Annotated in this window: 11 protein-coding genes and 1 tRNA gene; 6 read left to right on the forward strand and 6 right to left on the reverse strand. The window is 34.0% G+C overall.

All coding sequences use genetic code 11. The annotated features are described in order from the left end of the window. From cpxA to thiI, 3 genes are all read right to left on the reverse strand, one after another. Entirely contained in the window at positions 1–1,380 is a 1,380-nt protein-coding gene (cpxA, locus tag J3T98_RS04615) for an envelope stress sensor histidine kinase CpxA (RefSeq protein ID WP_267330038.1), read from the reverse strand. 25 nt (positions 1,381–1,405) lie between these two features. Further along, a complete protein-coding gene (locus tag J3T98_RS04620; RefSeq protein ID WP_065562357.1) occupies positions 1,406–2,125 on the reverse strand; it encodes a response regulator in 720 nt (239 codons plus the stop codon). A 126-nt stretch (positions 2,126–2,251) separates the two neighbouring features. Continuing rightward, positions 2,252–3,700, reverse strand: coding sequence for a tRNA uracil 4-sulfurtransferase ThiI (thiI, locus tag J3T98_RS04625; protein WP_267362238.1), 1,449 nt, complete (start codon positions 3,698–3,700; stop codon positions 2,252–2,254). 175 nt (positions 3,701–3,875) lie between these two features. Here thiI and secG point away from each other — a divergent pair, with 175 nt between their 5' ends. The 5 genes from secG to J3T98_RS04650 all read left to right on the forward strand — a co-directional run bounded on the left by secG (position 3,876) and on the right by J3T98_RS04650 (position 6,212). Continuing rightward, on the forward strand, positions 3,876–4,262 hold the full coding sequence (gene secG / locus J3T98_RS11175) for a preprotein translocase subunit SecG (RefSeq protein WP_065562359.1): 387 nt from the start codon (positions 3,876–3,878) through the stop codon (positions 4,260–4,262). A 7-nt stretch (positions 4,263–4,269) separates the two neighbouring features. After that, positions 4,270–4,355, forward strand: a tRNA-Leu gene (locus tag J3T98_RS04635). Positions 4,356–4,629: 274 nt separating this feature from the next. Beyond that, positions 4,630–4,878, forward strand: coding sequence for a primase-like DNA-binding domain-containing protein (locus J3T98_RS04640; RefSeq protein WP_267362239.1), 249 nt, complete (start codon positions 4,630–4,632; stop codon positions 4,876–4,878). A gap of 89 nt (positions 4,879–4,967) precedes the next feature. Continuing rightward, a complete protein-coding gene (locus J3T98_RS04645; RefSeq protein ID WP_267362240.1) occupies positions 4,968–5,363 on the forward strand; it encodes a hypothetical protein in 396 nt (131 codons plus the stop codon). A gap of 405 nt (positions 5,364–5,768) precedes the next feature. After that, complete coding sequence (locus J3T98_RS04650) at positions 5,769–6,212, forward strand: hypothetical protein (RefSeq protein ID WP_065734785.1); 444 nt, start codon at positions 5,769–5,771, stop codon at positions 6,210–6,212. Positions 6,213–6,577: 365 nt separating this feature from the next. Here the strand turns inward: J3T98_RS04650 and mukB are convergent, their stop codons facing one another. From mukB to mukF, 3 genes are read right to left on the reverse strand one after another with little or no spacing between them, the layout of a single operon-like run. Then, positions 6,578–10,996: a chromosome partition protein MukB gene (gene mukB, locus J3T98_RS04655; protein WP_416380617.1), complete on the reverse strand. Its 4,419-nt coding sequence runs from the start codon at positions 10,994–10,996 to the stop codon at positions 6,578–6,580. A gap of 2 nt (positions 10,997–10,998) precedes the next feature. Continuing rightward, positions 10,999–11,724, reverse strand: coding sequence for a chromosome partition protein MukE (mukE, locus tag J3T98_RS04660; protein ID WP_065562474.1), 726 nt, complete (start codon positions 11,722–11,724; stop codon positions 10,999–11,001). 43 nt (positions 11,725–11,767) lie between these two features. Then, on the reverse strand, positions 11,768–13,090 hold the full coding sequence (gene mukF / locus J3T98_RS04665; RefSeq protein ID WP_065562362.1) for a chromosome partition protein MukF: 1,323 nt from the start codon (positions 13,088–13,090) through the stop codon (positions 11,768–11,770). A 298-nt stretch (positions 13,091–13,388) separates the two neighbouring features. On the opposite strand from mukF, the gene J3T98_RS04670 reads away from it, so the two are divergent. Further along, complete coding sequence (locus J3T98_RS04670; RefSeq protein ID WP_267362242.1) at positions 13,389–14,114, forward strand: DUF4198 domain-containing protein; 726 nt, start codon at positions 13,389–13,391, stop codon at positions 14,112–14,114. Positions 14,115–14,143: the final 29 nt, after the last annotated feature.

Below are 14,143 nucleotides of genomic sequence, written 5' to 3' on the forward strand. Positions count from 1 at the left end.
TTAATATTTTTGAAGAGGTAATACTATCACAATTCTAAGTCCACCTAAGTGGCTTTTCTCTGCTTTAACAGTGCCATTATCTCGAGTAATAGCGTTAGAAACAATGGCTAAACCTAAACCTGTGCCACCTGACTCACGATCACGAGCTTCATTAGTACGATAAAACGGTCTGAATATTTGCTCTAACTCACTATCAGCAACACCTGGCCCATCATCATCAATAGTGATAATTGCAGTTTGTTGTTGAATAACAAAATTAACATCAATTCGCTGATTTGAATAACGAAATGCATTCCTTACTACATTTTCAAGCGCGCTACATAACGCCGTTGGATAACACAAAATTGTATTATTAGTTGGGGGAGTAAGAATTGAAAATTGTTTTGAAATTTGATTAGCTTCAAAAGTCGCATTATCTAAAACATTTTTAAATAATTCATCTAACTGTTTATATTCACGAACTTCGTTATTATCATGCTGATTCCTTGCTAATGACAATAAATCACCAATCATTGAATCAAGTTTTATCGCTTCATCACTTATTCGTAAAACTTCGTTACTTTCACCTTGTTTACGACGTAGCAGTGAAGTTGCTAATTGCAATCGAGTTAATGGTGTCCGCAATTCGTGAGAAATATCAGAAAACAATTGTTGCTGTAACTCTTGCATCCTTTTCAACTCTCTAAGCATGCGGTTAAAACTTGCCCCCACTGCTTTATATTCATACGATCCAACTTTTTCGAGTTCTGGCCACTGTTGTAGATTACCTTTGGCTACTTGCTCAGCAGCCAACCTCAATCCACGTGCTGGCCTGGCAATACTCCAAGATAGCCACAACAAGAATGGCGTACTTGCCAACATGGTTAATGTCAAAAGCAAGAAAGGATGATCAAAAATTAAATTAACAAATTGAGACTGAATATCCGACGCAGGTTGTAATAAAAATAATTGATAGTCTTCATTAGCATAATGAAGCAAGAAAGGACCAATAATTTCTTGGTTATCATAGATTTTTTTAGCTGGATCATCAACATCGTGAGATTTTTCACTAAAACTTTTTACTAAATCGATATTATTAGTATCAGCTGTGATAATTTGTTGATTGGGTGTAACAATAAATAATAGTTGCCCAGCTTTTTGATGATTATCCATTACAACAATGAATCTCATCCACCAACGGAAACTATCTTTAGGTATCTTGGTTAAATCTTTTTCAATTTCTTTAGCCAGTAGATTGCCACTTTCTTTATCTTTATTGGCTAAATAGGTTAAATTTCGGGAGTCTAGCTTTGGCAAGGCCATTACCAGAATAAGAAAGAAAGCAATAGTAAGTAAGAATATTGTGAAAATTCTAATTGTTAGGCGATCAAAGAACCACATATATTCTTACCATATAAAGAAATAGCTAGTTTTGTAATACATCATCATTTTGATCTACAACAAACAGATATCCTTTTGAACGTAATGTTTTAATCCATGGTAAACCATCGCTACGAGGAGGAAGTTTCTTACGCAAATTAGAAACATGAACATCAATTGAACGAGCTAAAGGTAAAAATTCTTTACCTAATACGTTTTCGCTTAAATCATCTCTTGAAATTATTTTTCCAGCATTTTCGAGAAGTTGTAATAATATTTGAAATTCAGTACCAGTTAATTCAATATATTTATCATCAAATGAAACAGATTGCTGTTTTCGATTAACGGTAAGTTTATCAATGGTATATTGAACTGACTTTTCACCAGAAGTTACAGCCATATTATCCCAACGTTTCCTACGTAATAATGCATTGATTCGAGCAATAAGCTCCCGATCATTAAACGGCTTTAAGATATAATCATCAGCACCAAGTTCAAGCCCAATAATTTTATCAAATTCGTTATCTTTAGCTGTTAAGAAAATTACTGGAACAGTATATTTATTTCTTAGTTGAGATAATACACTTAACCCATTCATTTCTGGCATCATAATATCAAGTAAAATAAGATCAATGCTATCATCAAATTTATCTAAAGCCTGAACACCATTATTTGCTATTACGACTTCAAAGCCTTCTAATTCTAATAATTCACATAACATTGAGGCAATTTCTGGATCATCATCAACTACGAGCAATTTGTTCATTACTACCCTCATTAATTAAGAAATTTATAATTTTTCTATTGGTTTTTTATTATTGTAAATTTATTTTATATTTTTAGAAATATTATATAGATAAAATGCATTAATGTCGTAAATAATTGTTAAGATTTATAGTTTAAACACTTTTATATTACTAAATCCTTGTTCAATCAGATAAAGTGCTTGTAATTTACTCATAATACCTTTCGCACAATACAATAAATATTGTTTTGATTGATCTAGATCGCCAAATTGTGTCGCCAATTTATAAAAAGGGATGAGCTTAACATCGACATTTTCAATTTCTAATGGGTTATCCTCTTGTTCCTCAGGTGAACGGATATCAATTATAATTTGATTATCTTCTAATGTTGTCACCATATCGACTTGTGTAATTGTGTTGTCAGTTTGTTTAGTAATTTCACGAATATCAATATTTTCGGCTTCTTCAACTGCTTTATCTAATATGGAGAAATCAAAATGTTGTTCTTCCTCTTCTATTCTCTCTTTCACCGCTTTTACAGTAGGATTTTTTGATATCACACCACAAAATTCTGGCATTGTCTTAGCGATGTCTTCAGTACCGATTTGACGAGCAAGATTAATTATAGTTTCTTTATCATACGTTATTAGTGGGCGTAAAACTAAAGTATCACTCACATTATCGATTAAACGTAAATTAGTTAAAGTTTGGCTTGATACTTGCCCCAATGCCTCGCCAGTAATCAACGCTTCAACATTATAACGTCGAGCAACCATAGAAGCAGCACGAATCATCATCCGTTTTAAAATAACGCCCATTTGTCCATCGTCAATTTTCTCAAGAATCTCACCTACTACATTCGAAAAATCAATGGCGATAAAACGAACTTTATGAGAAGAACCAAATCTCTTCCATAAATAATGAGCCATTTGTTTAACGCCAATTTCATGAGTTCTTCCACCTAAATTAAAGAAGCAATAGTGGACTCGGCAGCCTCGTCGAATAAACATATAGCTCGACACGCCAGAATCAAATCCGCCAGAAATAAGAGAAATAACATCTTCTTGAGTTCCTGTCGGAAAACCACCAATTCCTGCATGGCGTTCTTTAACTAATAATAGCTTGTCTTTATCTATTTCAAGATTAACTGTTACATCCGGACGAGTTAATTTTACTTTAGCTGTCGAAACATGCTGATTCAGCCCTCCACCAACATAACGCTCTACATCAATTGAAGTAAACTCATGCTTACCTCGACGTTTTACTCTGACACAAAATGTTTTATTCTCAATTAAAGGGGCAAAATGATTAAACGCTTTTTCATATATATCATGCAGATCGACAAAACTAAGCTCCTCAACTACTAATATATGGTGAATACCAGGAATTCGAGTTAATAGTTCTAAGATTTGACTTTCACTATTAATAACTTTAGGGCGAACTTCAATAAAATCCCAATGACGAATAACGGCAACATCATCAATTGAATGTTTTAAAATATTACGAATGTTACTCGTTAATATTTTAATAAAACGTAAACGAACAGATTCACTTTTGATCGTGATTTCAGGAAAAAGTTTAACTATAAATTTCATACAACAGAATTTGCGAGACTAAAAATTGCGACATTATACTTATTTTTCCCTAAAAACGTACAATTGATTATGATAAATACAGAAAATAACAAAATATACTTGCTTGTTGCTCACTCTTTCGCTAATATTTCGCATCAATAAATTCTGTTCTATAACATAAAATTGACAGGTTGAAATGTACGAACTATTAATTATAGGTTATTTAATTATCGCACTTGCGATAATCGTTTTAGTGTTAATACAGCGCGGAAAAGGCGCTGACATGGGCTCATCTTTTGGTGCAGGTGCATCTGCGACTCTATTTGGCTCATCAGGTAGTGGAAACTTCCTTACACGTACAACGACAATATTAGGTGTATTATTTTTTGCATTAAGTATTATTTTGTCCAATATTGGTAGTTCAAAAACAACTAATATCAGCGATGATTTCAAAAATATTGGCGATAATACAACTACACAGCAAAGTACAGATGACTTGAACAGTAATAGACAAGTAATTCCAACTACTGATCCAGTTATACAGCCACAGAGTATTAATCCGACTTCAGATATTCCAGAATAAAAACGGCGCCGTGGTGGTGAAATTGGTAGACACGCTATCTTGAGGGGGTAGTGCTCTAAGGGCATGCGGGTTCAAGTCCCGCCCACGGCACCAATTTAATAAACAGGAACATTCTTTAAAATCCTTTAAACCACACCAAAACCAGTATAAACAAGGCTTATAGCCTATTTTACTATTCTATAAGCATCAGTAAGATACATTTACATTCATATTTTTGGGGACTATATTAAGGACTACGTGAACATAGTCCTATAATTTCATAGTCCCAAAAGGTGAAAGTATGCCTAAAAGAATAGCTCCAATGACTGATACACAAATTTTGTAGTTATCTTGATGCGCTTGATTATCCTAATGGGATGTTTATGGGATGTTTGGGGATGATCACCCCTTTAACCCAAGAAGATATTTGCATCATGCTTATATTGAATATATACGCAATACAGGCTTAAACAACCCTTTATCGCTCACACAATTTGGTACATCACATAATTATGCAATGAAAGAAAACGGTAAAAATTATATCCGTAAAAGATCAAATAAAGGAATGAGTACAAACGTAGAGATTAATACCTATACTAGTCAGGATTGGCTACCAAGAGCAGAAGAACCTAGTTAGTTGTTATTATTTGTTATCATATAAATCGCTTAATTTTGGCGTTTTTTTGTTATAATTAACGAAATAAATAATAATGGCTTTTCTCTATAATGAAAAAAATAACTAGTTGTATTTTTATAATTTGTTTAATTATTCCTAATATTCTTTTTGCAGACGATAGAAATAAAAGCGTTGAACTTAGAATAAAAGTATTCAATGAACATAAAAATATTGCGACTTGTATTTGGGGATATGCATCTGAACAGATTAAAAAAACTCAACATTCATCAGAACAAATCGCTTTTGAAGCTATTGTTTCTTGTGATGATGTTATAGAAAAAATGAGGCTATATAATCGAGAATACATTAAATTAGCTTATAAGGATAATCTGAGAAGTAAAGGATTGTTGTTATACAGTGCGGAGAAGCAACTTTGGGAGCAAAAACAAGCATGGATAAATAACATCCAAAATTATATTGATCTTAAAAGAAAAAATGGTGATTAATTACTAATATTGGGCTAAGTCATAAGTTCTATTTCCAACTAAAATAAAAAAGTGAATACCTAAAGTGAACACTAGTTAATAACAAATCCTAAAGTGTTAACCGCCTAAAGCCTGTTTCACTATTTTGCAAGTATCAGTAAGTTACATTTATAACCACGTTTTTAATTATATGCTTATTTATGTGAATCTTGTATAACTAAAAATTTTATAACGATAGAAAGAACCGTCAAATAAAGATAGAAATAAATCAAATCACTAGAAATACCCTTTGACTGAAATTGAAAGTCTACATAGTTATATTGATAAGGTTTGATAGAAAATGAAAATTTCATTAATGCAAAGTTTAACATCTAGTTGATATTGAAGAATAATTCTCATATTATTATTCAAAAACAAAGAAATGTTATGAAAAATTTTATTCTTATAAGCATGGTTAGTCTAATTCTATTCGGTTGTGGTGAGAGTGATAATAAAGTTCTCAAAGAATATCTTGTGGGCGATTGGCAATGCACTGCGATATATGGTATAGGGCTAAATGTATCCCCAGAAGAAGAGCTTAAACATACCACTGAGCCTGAAGATTTTACAATGAAATTTAGAATATTAGATGATAAGTTTTACGAAATTAAAAATGATGGAACAAAACAAACTATCGATGTCAACGGCTTTAACAGTACAGTAAATGAAATATGTTATGAATCAAATTGCACTCTGAAACAATCTTTAGAAATCAAGGATAACGACTCATTTAACATCATAATAACGAAACGCATAAAAAAACTCAATAATCACACAGATACTATTGATTTTAGATCTAAAATCGAATCAGTTTGTAATAGAATAAAATAAGTATCAGAAATAACACTTTAATTTGCTTATAGATACTTTAATATTTATTAGTAACAAATTTTGAGCAACTATTATTAATAGATAGGATACATACATTAGTGAAAAATTTGGCCATTGGCTAATTATGCTGCATATGTTATTGTTCTGAAGTATTCATGAGATTTAAAAGAGCCGCCACCCATTCACCAATTCAATATTCAGCTGCATTCTTTAAAATCCTGTAAAGCACATCAAAAAGAGTATAAATAGTTTGTAGCCTATTTTGTTATTTTAAACGAGGCAAATACCAATCATACTTTTTGATTAGATTGAACGCTACCATATATCGCCGACATAAAGTCGGCGAATTAGTTTGTTAAATTAAATTATGCAAAACCTTTTAAACCAACCACATGAACATGTTCTTGGTTATTAATGACTTTACGTACTAATTTATACGTTGTGCCTTTTTCCGGACTGATATTTTCTGGCGCTGCAATAATAAGTTGCATTTCCAATCTTTCGCAAAGTTCAAAGAGCGTTGCAATTGATTTAGCATCAAGTCGGGCTGCTTCATCTAGGAATAATAAACGACAAGGTGATATGTCTTTATTACGCAAGCGTTTAGATTCTTCTTCCCAACTTTGAATCACCATCAATAGGATCGACATACCTGTACCGATTGCTTCACCTGTTGATAATGCACCACTTTCAGCACGTAACCAGCCATCAGCGCCACGATTAACTTCAACATCCATTTCCAGATAGTTTCGATAATCAAGCAATTCTTCACCTATATTTTGCGCAGTTCGCTGCCCCATATCAATATGAGGATTCAAGCGTTGATAAAGTTTAGCTAATGCTTCTGAGAAAGTAATACGATTATTACTAAACAGATCTTGATGCTCGTTTTGATCATCAGCTAATGCTGCTAATAACGAAGAGTGCGCTTCCCGGATACTAACATTAAGACGTACACCATTTACCTGACCAAATGCCACCGCTTGCAGACCTTGATTAAGCATACGAATACGGTTTTGCTCTCGTTGAATAGTTTTACGAATAATATTAGCCACACTTTTTGAGCTAATTGCCAATTGCTGTTCACGTGAGGTAAGTTCTTCAGTTAATCGTGATAACTCAATTTCCATTTGCTCAATAGCTTCAATTGGGTCATCCGTTTTAACAATATCTTGACGAATTCGTTCACGAAGATGTTTATAAACCGCAATATAAAATTGTATTTTACGCTCTGGTCGTTTTGGATCTTCGGATAATCTTAATACATCACGTAAATGTTCATTATCATTTACTGCTAGACGCAATGAACCGAGTGCCTTATCTGACATAGAGCGCAATTCATCAGCACTTAGATAAGCTAATTCTCGACGATGTAACCTTCGTTCAACGCTATTTTCTTTAACTAATCGTAAAACTAAACACCACCCTGCTTTCGCTTCCACAACTTGTTCACGTAATTGTTTATAATCACGTAGTGTTTGTGCTAAACGTTTTTGCATTTGTGTCATTTCGCTTTCGCACATAATAAGTTGTTTTTCAAGCGATGAGCATTGTTGGCGATTACTGTTAAGTTTTTGATGAATTTCATCACGACGAATACGTGCTCGTTCTTCGGTTGCTGTATCTGCTTTAACACCTATTTGTTCAACCTCTTTATGCAACTCATTGAGCATGTCACGTTTAGTTTCAAATGCACTTTTCAAAGAAGCAAGAGTTTGATTATATTGATTGTATTTATCTTGATACTGTTGCATCTGGCTACGTGCTTCAGTACGCTGTGCTTCAACCACCTCAAGTCGAGAACGTAGTTTTTCATTCAAATCACTATTTTCATTTAGCATTCCAGCCGAATCTTCATAGCTAAAATGCGCACGGCGTTGCATGACTTCGGTTAAGGCAAAAACTTGTTGACGAATAGTTTGTTGCTGAGCTTTGATAGTATTATATTGCTCACGTAGTGATTCATTCTGTTCAGGATCACTTTGTAACACAGCAATAATTGGTTCTAATTCCGAAACAGTATGACGATGACGACTCACATATTGCGCAGCTTCTTGCGCTTCAGCCACTTGTTCTCGTAAATCATCAACTCGATCGGCTAAATCATCATCAGCCAATAAATGCATCTGAGCAACTAATCGATTAACTGTAGCTAGCTGCTCTTTACAAATTGCCACTTGCTGTTGGTTTTGTTTATCAATGCTTTCTTGTGCTAATAATTGGCGTTCAATTTCATTGCGTCGTGTTGTTAGTTTTTGTACTTCGGCTTCTGGATCGATATCAAAAGCTACAGATAAATATTCACCAATAAACTGCCCAACATTTTGCTCAATACGTTGCAATTTTTGAAGGTCAAACGAAATTGTTGCATAAAGTTCATGTAGCTCATCACGTTCAGCTGATAATTTCTCAAGATGTATTTCACGTGCAGCTCGACCAAACAAAGGAACTTTAGGAAAACTTGAGAAACGCCATTGACGATCACCTGTTTTAACAAGAACCGATTTATTCATCTCTTCACAATCAAATACGCTATCATCAAATGATGATGGATCACCTTCGATAAAATAGATATCTTCAGGATAATCTTCTTCACTGCTAGTAAGGCTTTCGAGTTGTGCTTTGACTAATGATAAATCCGGTACCACAATGGCTTGCCTTGACGGACCATACAATGCTGAAAAATAAGGTGCATCATCAATTGTTACATCTTCATAAATTTCAGAAAGTAAAACACCATTGAATCGTTCAGCTAAAACAGATAAACGTCCGTCATCAACACCACTTGGTTGATTAAGTTGTTCTATTTGCGTATCAAGTTGATTTCGTTTGAAGTTTATTTGATCACGCTGAGTAACTAAAGCACGTTCCTGTTCAAGCAGTTGTTGCATATGCTGAGTAACTGATTGACTATTAGTAAAAGTTTGTTGTGTTTGTTCTTGCAATGCTATAAGTGCATCTTGAGCTTTTAACCATAATGGGGCTTTTTGACGATAGTCACTTATTTTTGTTTGTATTTGCTCAAATTCTTGCCTAAATTCAATTCGTTTTTCACTTGATTCGTTAGCAAGCTCGGCATTTTGATCCAATTGAACTTCAAGTTCTTGTTTTAATTCATCAAGTTCATCATAATTGATTTGACGACCAAAACGCTTACAGAATTGAGTTAGTAATGATTCAGCTTCTTTTTGTTCAAAAAAGCGTTGTTCTAATTCATCTAATTGTAGCTGTAAATGTTCTGCTTGCTCAGCTTGATAACATTGTGAAGGCCATTGTTTTAATGCTTCTCTAGCAGCACTCCATGCTTCACTTCGTACTACATCGCCAACCAACTTAACAACTAGTTGATACGCTCTATCAAATTGACTTATTGCAGCATCAGAAACACTAACTCTCTGCTCCAATTCTAATAATTTTTCAGTAACTTCTTTTTGTTTTTCTTGAAAAACTTCATAGTGATTTTCAACATTGCTTATACCTAATTTAGGCAATTGGCATAGTTGTTGGGCATTTTTCAGAGCTTGAATTGCTTGCTGATATTGAATAGCTCGAGTTTGTTGTACATCCAAAGCTTGTTGATAATCTGCTAATTGAGTTTTAATCTCATCAACTTCTTGTTCTGTCTGTTCAACTTGATCTCGGTAAGTTTGATACTGTTCATTTGCTTCAAATACAACTTCATTTTGCTCTTCAAGTTTTATATTAAGATCATCTAAATCTGCTTGATAGCGGTCAATTTTTTCTTGTTGACGCAAAGCAGTTTGTGCAAGATTAAGATGATCATTTGCTGCCTGAAGGTCGGTCTCTAAATCGCCTTGAGCATCTTGATATTCTTTAATCTCTTTTGCCATCTCAACTTGTCGATACTGATTACTGATAAGCAGATCTTGCGTTTTGAACATATCTCGACGTAGTCCTAAAACGGACTCGATATGAACTCTACGCTCATTAGCATGACGCATATAATCAGCAGCCACATAGTTTGTAGATTCAGTAATGAGATGTTTGAATAAATCACGATCTGATTGTGTAACTCGAATAGCTTCAAGTGTCATCCGATTTTCACGAAGTGCTGCTTCCATATCTTGGAATGCTTTTCTAACACCACTATTTTCTGGTAATAAATAATCACGTAATGATCGCGTGATAGCACTTGAAATTCCACCATAAAGAGAAGCTTCAATTAAACGATAATATTTACTTCGATCAGATGAAGAACGTAATCTTTTAGGTAAAATACCAAAATCAAACATGACTGAATGATAATCAGTAATGGAATTAAATTGCTTAAAGATAACCCCTTCCATTGATTCAATCTTATCTTTTAATTCCGGTAAAGATAAAATTCTAGCCTGTTTTTCATTTAAGCGCTCTGTTACTAATTCTGTTGGAGTAATATTGACAGGCAAACCTTGTATTAAAAAAGGTTTAATATCAACTTTTTTATCACGACCAGCAACCTGCTGTAAACGCACACCACAGATAATCCGTTGATTACGAGAATTAATTACATCCAGCATCGAGTAACACACGCCTGGCTTTAATTTACCATGTAAACCTTTATCCCTAGAACCCGAAGTTGCTCCTGCTTCAGTTGTATTTCTAAAATGTAATAAGGTTAAATCTGGGATTAATGCAGTGACAAATGCTGCCATAGTGGTTGATTTACCAGCACCATTACCACCAGAAAGTGTGGTAACAAGCTGATCAAGCTCAAACGTTCGAGCAAAAAAACCGTTCCAATTAATTAAGGTTAATGAGTGAAATTTACCGTGTCCCATTATCATTATTCAATCTCCTCATTAACATCTTCATCATCACTATTATCATCATCTAATATAAGTGATGATTCAATTTTAATCGCTTCACCATCGCGAATCAGGCGTAATTGTGCTTCTTGAGCATCATCACTGCTACGCACATCAGCTCCAAATCGGAATATAGATTCATTAATACGAAAACGGCTACTATCATTACCTACAATAAAGAAGATCATACCAAGTCGACGTAATCGATTTAATGCAGTTTTTACTTTATCAAATAATTTTTGGCGATCTAAATCCGAGCCTGTAGAACGCTGATTGACTAGTTTCAATAATTTACTTTCATCCGCTAATGAAACAAGCTCATCAAAAAGTTCTTGTAAGGTAAAAATGCCTTCATGTGCTAATCGCTCTGGACTTAAATAGAGATAACAAAGCACTTTACCGACTAACATATCAAGTTCAGATAATACTGAACGTGGAATCAGAGTAGTTGAACGAGGACGAAGATAGAAAAATCCTTCCGGTGCGCGAATAAGCTCAACATTATAACGTTGATAAAACTGTTCAAGCTCAAGTTGGAAATCCATTAAAAAAGCATGATTATCAAGCTCATCGATACCAATATGACGACCTGACCTTAATAGACTGTCAAGTTCCGGAAATATTGGATTGGCAATAGCTTGAGCTAATTTTACCGGCATAAACTTATCTATCGACGCTTGAGAGCTTGCTGCAATACGCCCCATAACCTCATCAAGATGATGGGAAGTTTGTTCTATTTCTAAATCATTAATATCTGTTGATGACATGTGCTTGTACCTTAGCTCCATAATCGTTAATAGGTTTCCATTCGGCTGGGATACCGAGTAAATCGCCTTCGGCAACACCTAATCGAATAGCCTGATCAATAAACAATCTTGCAATATCAAAATGTTGTTCACGCGGGAACTGTGCTAAATAACTATGAATTGCATTACTCATATCAAGTGGTTTATTTTCTTGTTTAAAGATCAATAAATTTTGTTCTATATGCGAAATAATATGTTCTTGAATTTCTTCAATCATTTCAAACTCAAGCTCGGATGGTAATTCACCCGTCACTTCTGCTTCATGCAGTGCTAACTCTTCATCACGCATATCAAGTAAACGCTCAGCATTAGCAAAAGTGAGTGACCATGGTAAATCAAAATAGCTTTGAATCGATTTACGTAATCGCTGAGAAAAAACTCGATTCTTATCTAAATCGATTGCTGTACGAATAAATTTATGAACGTGTCTATCATAACCAATCCATAGGTCTATTGCTTTTTGTCCCCAGCCAATAATTCGGTCTAGTTTTCCTTGCAGATCCATAACAACATTGTTAATTTTATCAAGATCTGGATTATCTAATGTGGCATCTTGTATCAGAAGCAAACTGGCTTGTAGCTTATCACCTGCAGCTGCCAACGTATCTTGCAGCTCACGCAATGTTTGTGATGTTTCGGTAAGTAAACCTTCACAACTACTGATGGCTGCTTGCCAATCTTGACTTAACAATGCTGAAATATTTTGTTTAACTTCAGCTTGTTGTTCATCCATTACTCTCTGTGTGATATCAATACTGTCAAAAATTTCTGCAACAGAATATTTCAATGGAGCAAAAACATTTCGATGCCAATGTAAATCATCGCCACCTTCAAGGGCCGCATCTGCTGCACGCTTTAATTCTTGTGCAACAATAGAAAGCTGAATAGATAAGCGTAAAGTCGAAAATTCTCGTTGGCGTATATAGTAATCAGAAATGCCGATTCCTAGTGGAGTCAAACGGTAAATAGAATAACCATCGGTCATTTCGCTAGCAAAGCGAGTAATTAAACGTTGGCGCACTAGATCATTAATGGCATTGTTAGCTCGAACAGTAATTGTATCTTCACTTTGCTCAAAGATCTGAGAGACATGTCTAAATCCGTCAATTAATTCAGATTCAGTCATTTCGCCATCAAAGCGCTCACTGTTTAATACAGCAATTGCTAATAAAAAGGCTAATCGCTCAACAGGTAAAGCAATCGAAAAATCATTCTTTTTTGCCCAAGAGACCAGTTCTGGCACTGATTGGGAAAAATCCATCATAGTGATTCCTTAATTAAAGATGCACAATATCGCGACATCTTAAAATAATATGAGAAACACAATATATTGTGTTATGGACAAAATTTTATCGATTATATAACAAATTGTAGTAGTTAAAAATAGCTAAGTTTAGGATTTATTATTAGATGTGATAACCAATATTTAATTTTCTTAAATAAACTTGTTACCAAGACAAAAAAGACCATTTTATTAGCCAATTAACTTTATATTTAAATTGACTTATATAAATATAGAAATGATAATAATTATCGTTTTCATTTAAAATATTGAGGTATCTATGCATAAAGTATTATTATCAGTTTTATTGGGGACTTTAATGGGTTTAATTTCACAATCCGTGACAGCTCATGGTATATGGATTACTGATCGAGTCGATCAAAAGCAGATTATTTTAGGTGAAGGACCTTTAGATAATGGCTATCAACCTGAAATGGTGAAAAAAGTTAAAGCTTATAATAGTGATTGGTCGGTACTACCCGTTTCAAAAACAGCACATAATAACTTTGTGACCATCGAACCTGCAAAAGATACAGCTGTAGTAACAGTTGATTTTGATTATGGTTATTGGACCAAAAATGCGGATGGTAAATACGTTAATTTGCCGATGTATCAAGTTAAAGGTGCAAATAAGGGCACTCATGCTATAAAATATAGTGTCAACTATTTATCATCCGTTAACAAACCCAAAATAATAGAAGATATTCCACTACAAATTGTTCCTTCTATTGACCCAACAAAATTAAAACGAGGCGACAATTTACCGATAACCGTTTTCAAAGATGGTAAACCACTAACCAATACACCTGTCATCATCGATGTTGTAAATAATTTAGACAAAACAGTGAAAACTGATGATAAAGGCCAGGCTACTATTATTGTGCCAAATCAAGGTTTAAACGTTATAGGTGTTGAAATTGGTTTCCCGCTTAAAGATAGTCAATTAGCTACCCAAGACAAATTTTTTACTACATTAGTTTTTACATTAATTCCTGAAGAAGATTAATTTATATATAAAAAACGGGATCATTATCC

Source organism: Gilliamella sp. B2772, from assembly GCF_026536985.1.
GTDB classification, from domain to species: domain Bacteria; phylum Pseudomonadota; class Gammaproteobacteria; order Enterobacterales; family Orbaceae; genus Gilliamella; species Gilliamella apicola_E.

Excerpts from the sequence above, each read along its gene's own strand:
- J3T98_RS04640 (WP_267362239.1), top strand. The coding sequence starts at position 4,630 with ATGTTTGGGGATGATCACCCCTTTAACCCAAGAAGATATTTGCATCAT.
- J3T98_RS04645 (WP_267362240.1), top strand. The coding sequence starts at position 4,968 with ATGAAAAAAATAACTAGTTGTATTTTTATAATTTGTTTAATTATTCCT.
- J3T98_RS04650 (WP_065734785.1), top strand. The coding sequence starts at position 5,769 with ATGAAAAATTTTATTCTTATAAGCATGGTTAGTCTAATTCTATTCGGT.
- mukF (WP_065562362.1), bottom strand. The coding sequence starts at position 13,090 with ATGATGGATTTTTCCCAATCAGTGCCAGAACTGGTCTCTTGGGCAAAA.
- J3T98_RS04620 (WP_065562357.1), bottom strand. The coding sequence starts at position 2,125 with ATGAACAAATTGCTCGTAGTTGATGATGATCCAGAAATTGCCTCAATG.
- J3T98_RS04670 (WP_267362242.1), top strand. The coding sequence starts at position 13,389 with ATGCATAAAGTATTATTATCAGTTTTATTGGGGACTTTAATGGGTTTA.
- mukE (WP_065562474.1), bottom strand. The coding sequence starts at position 11,724 with ATGGGGCGTATTGCAGCAAGCTCTCAAGCGTCGATAGATAAGTTTATG.
- secG (WP_065562359.1), top strand. The coding sequence starts at position 3,876 with ATGTACGAACTATTAATTATAGGTTATTTAATTATCGCACTTGCGATA.
- thiI (WP_267362238.1), bottom strand. The coding sequence starts at position 3,700 with ATGAAATTTATAGTTAAACTTTTTCCTGAAATCACGATCAAAAGTGAA.
- cpxA (WP_267330038.1), bottom strand. The coding sequence starts at position 1,380 with ATGTGGTTCTTTGATCGCCTAACAATTAGAATTTTCACAATATTCTTA.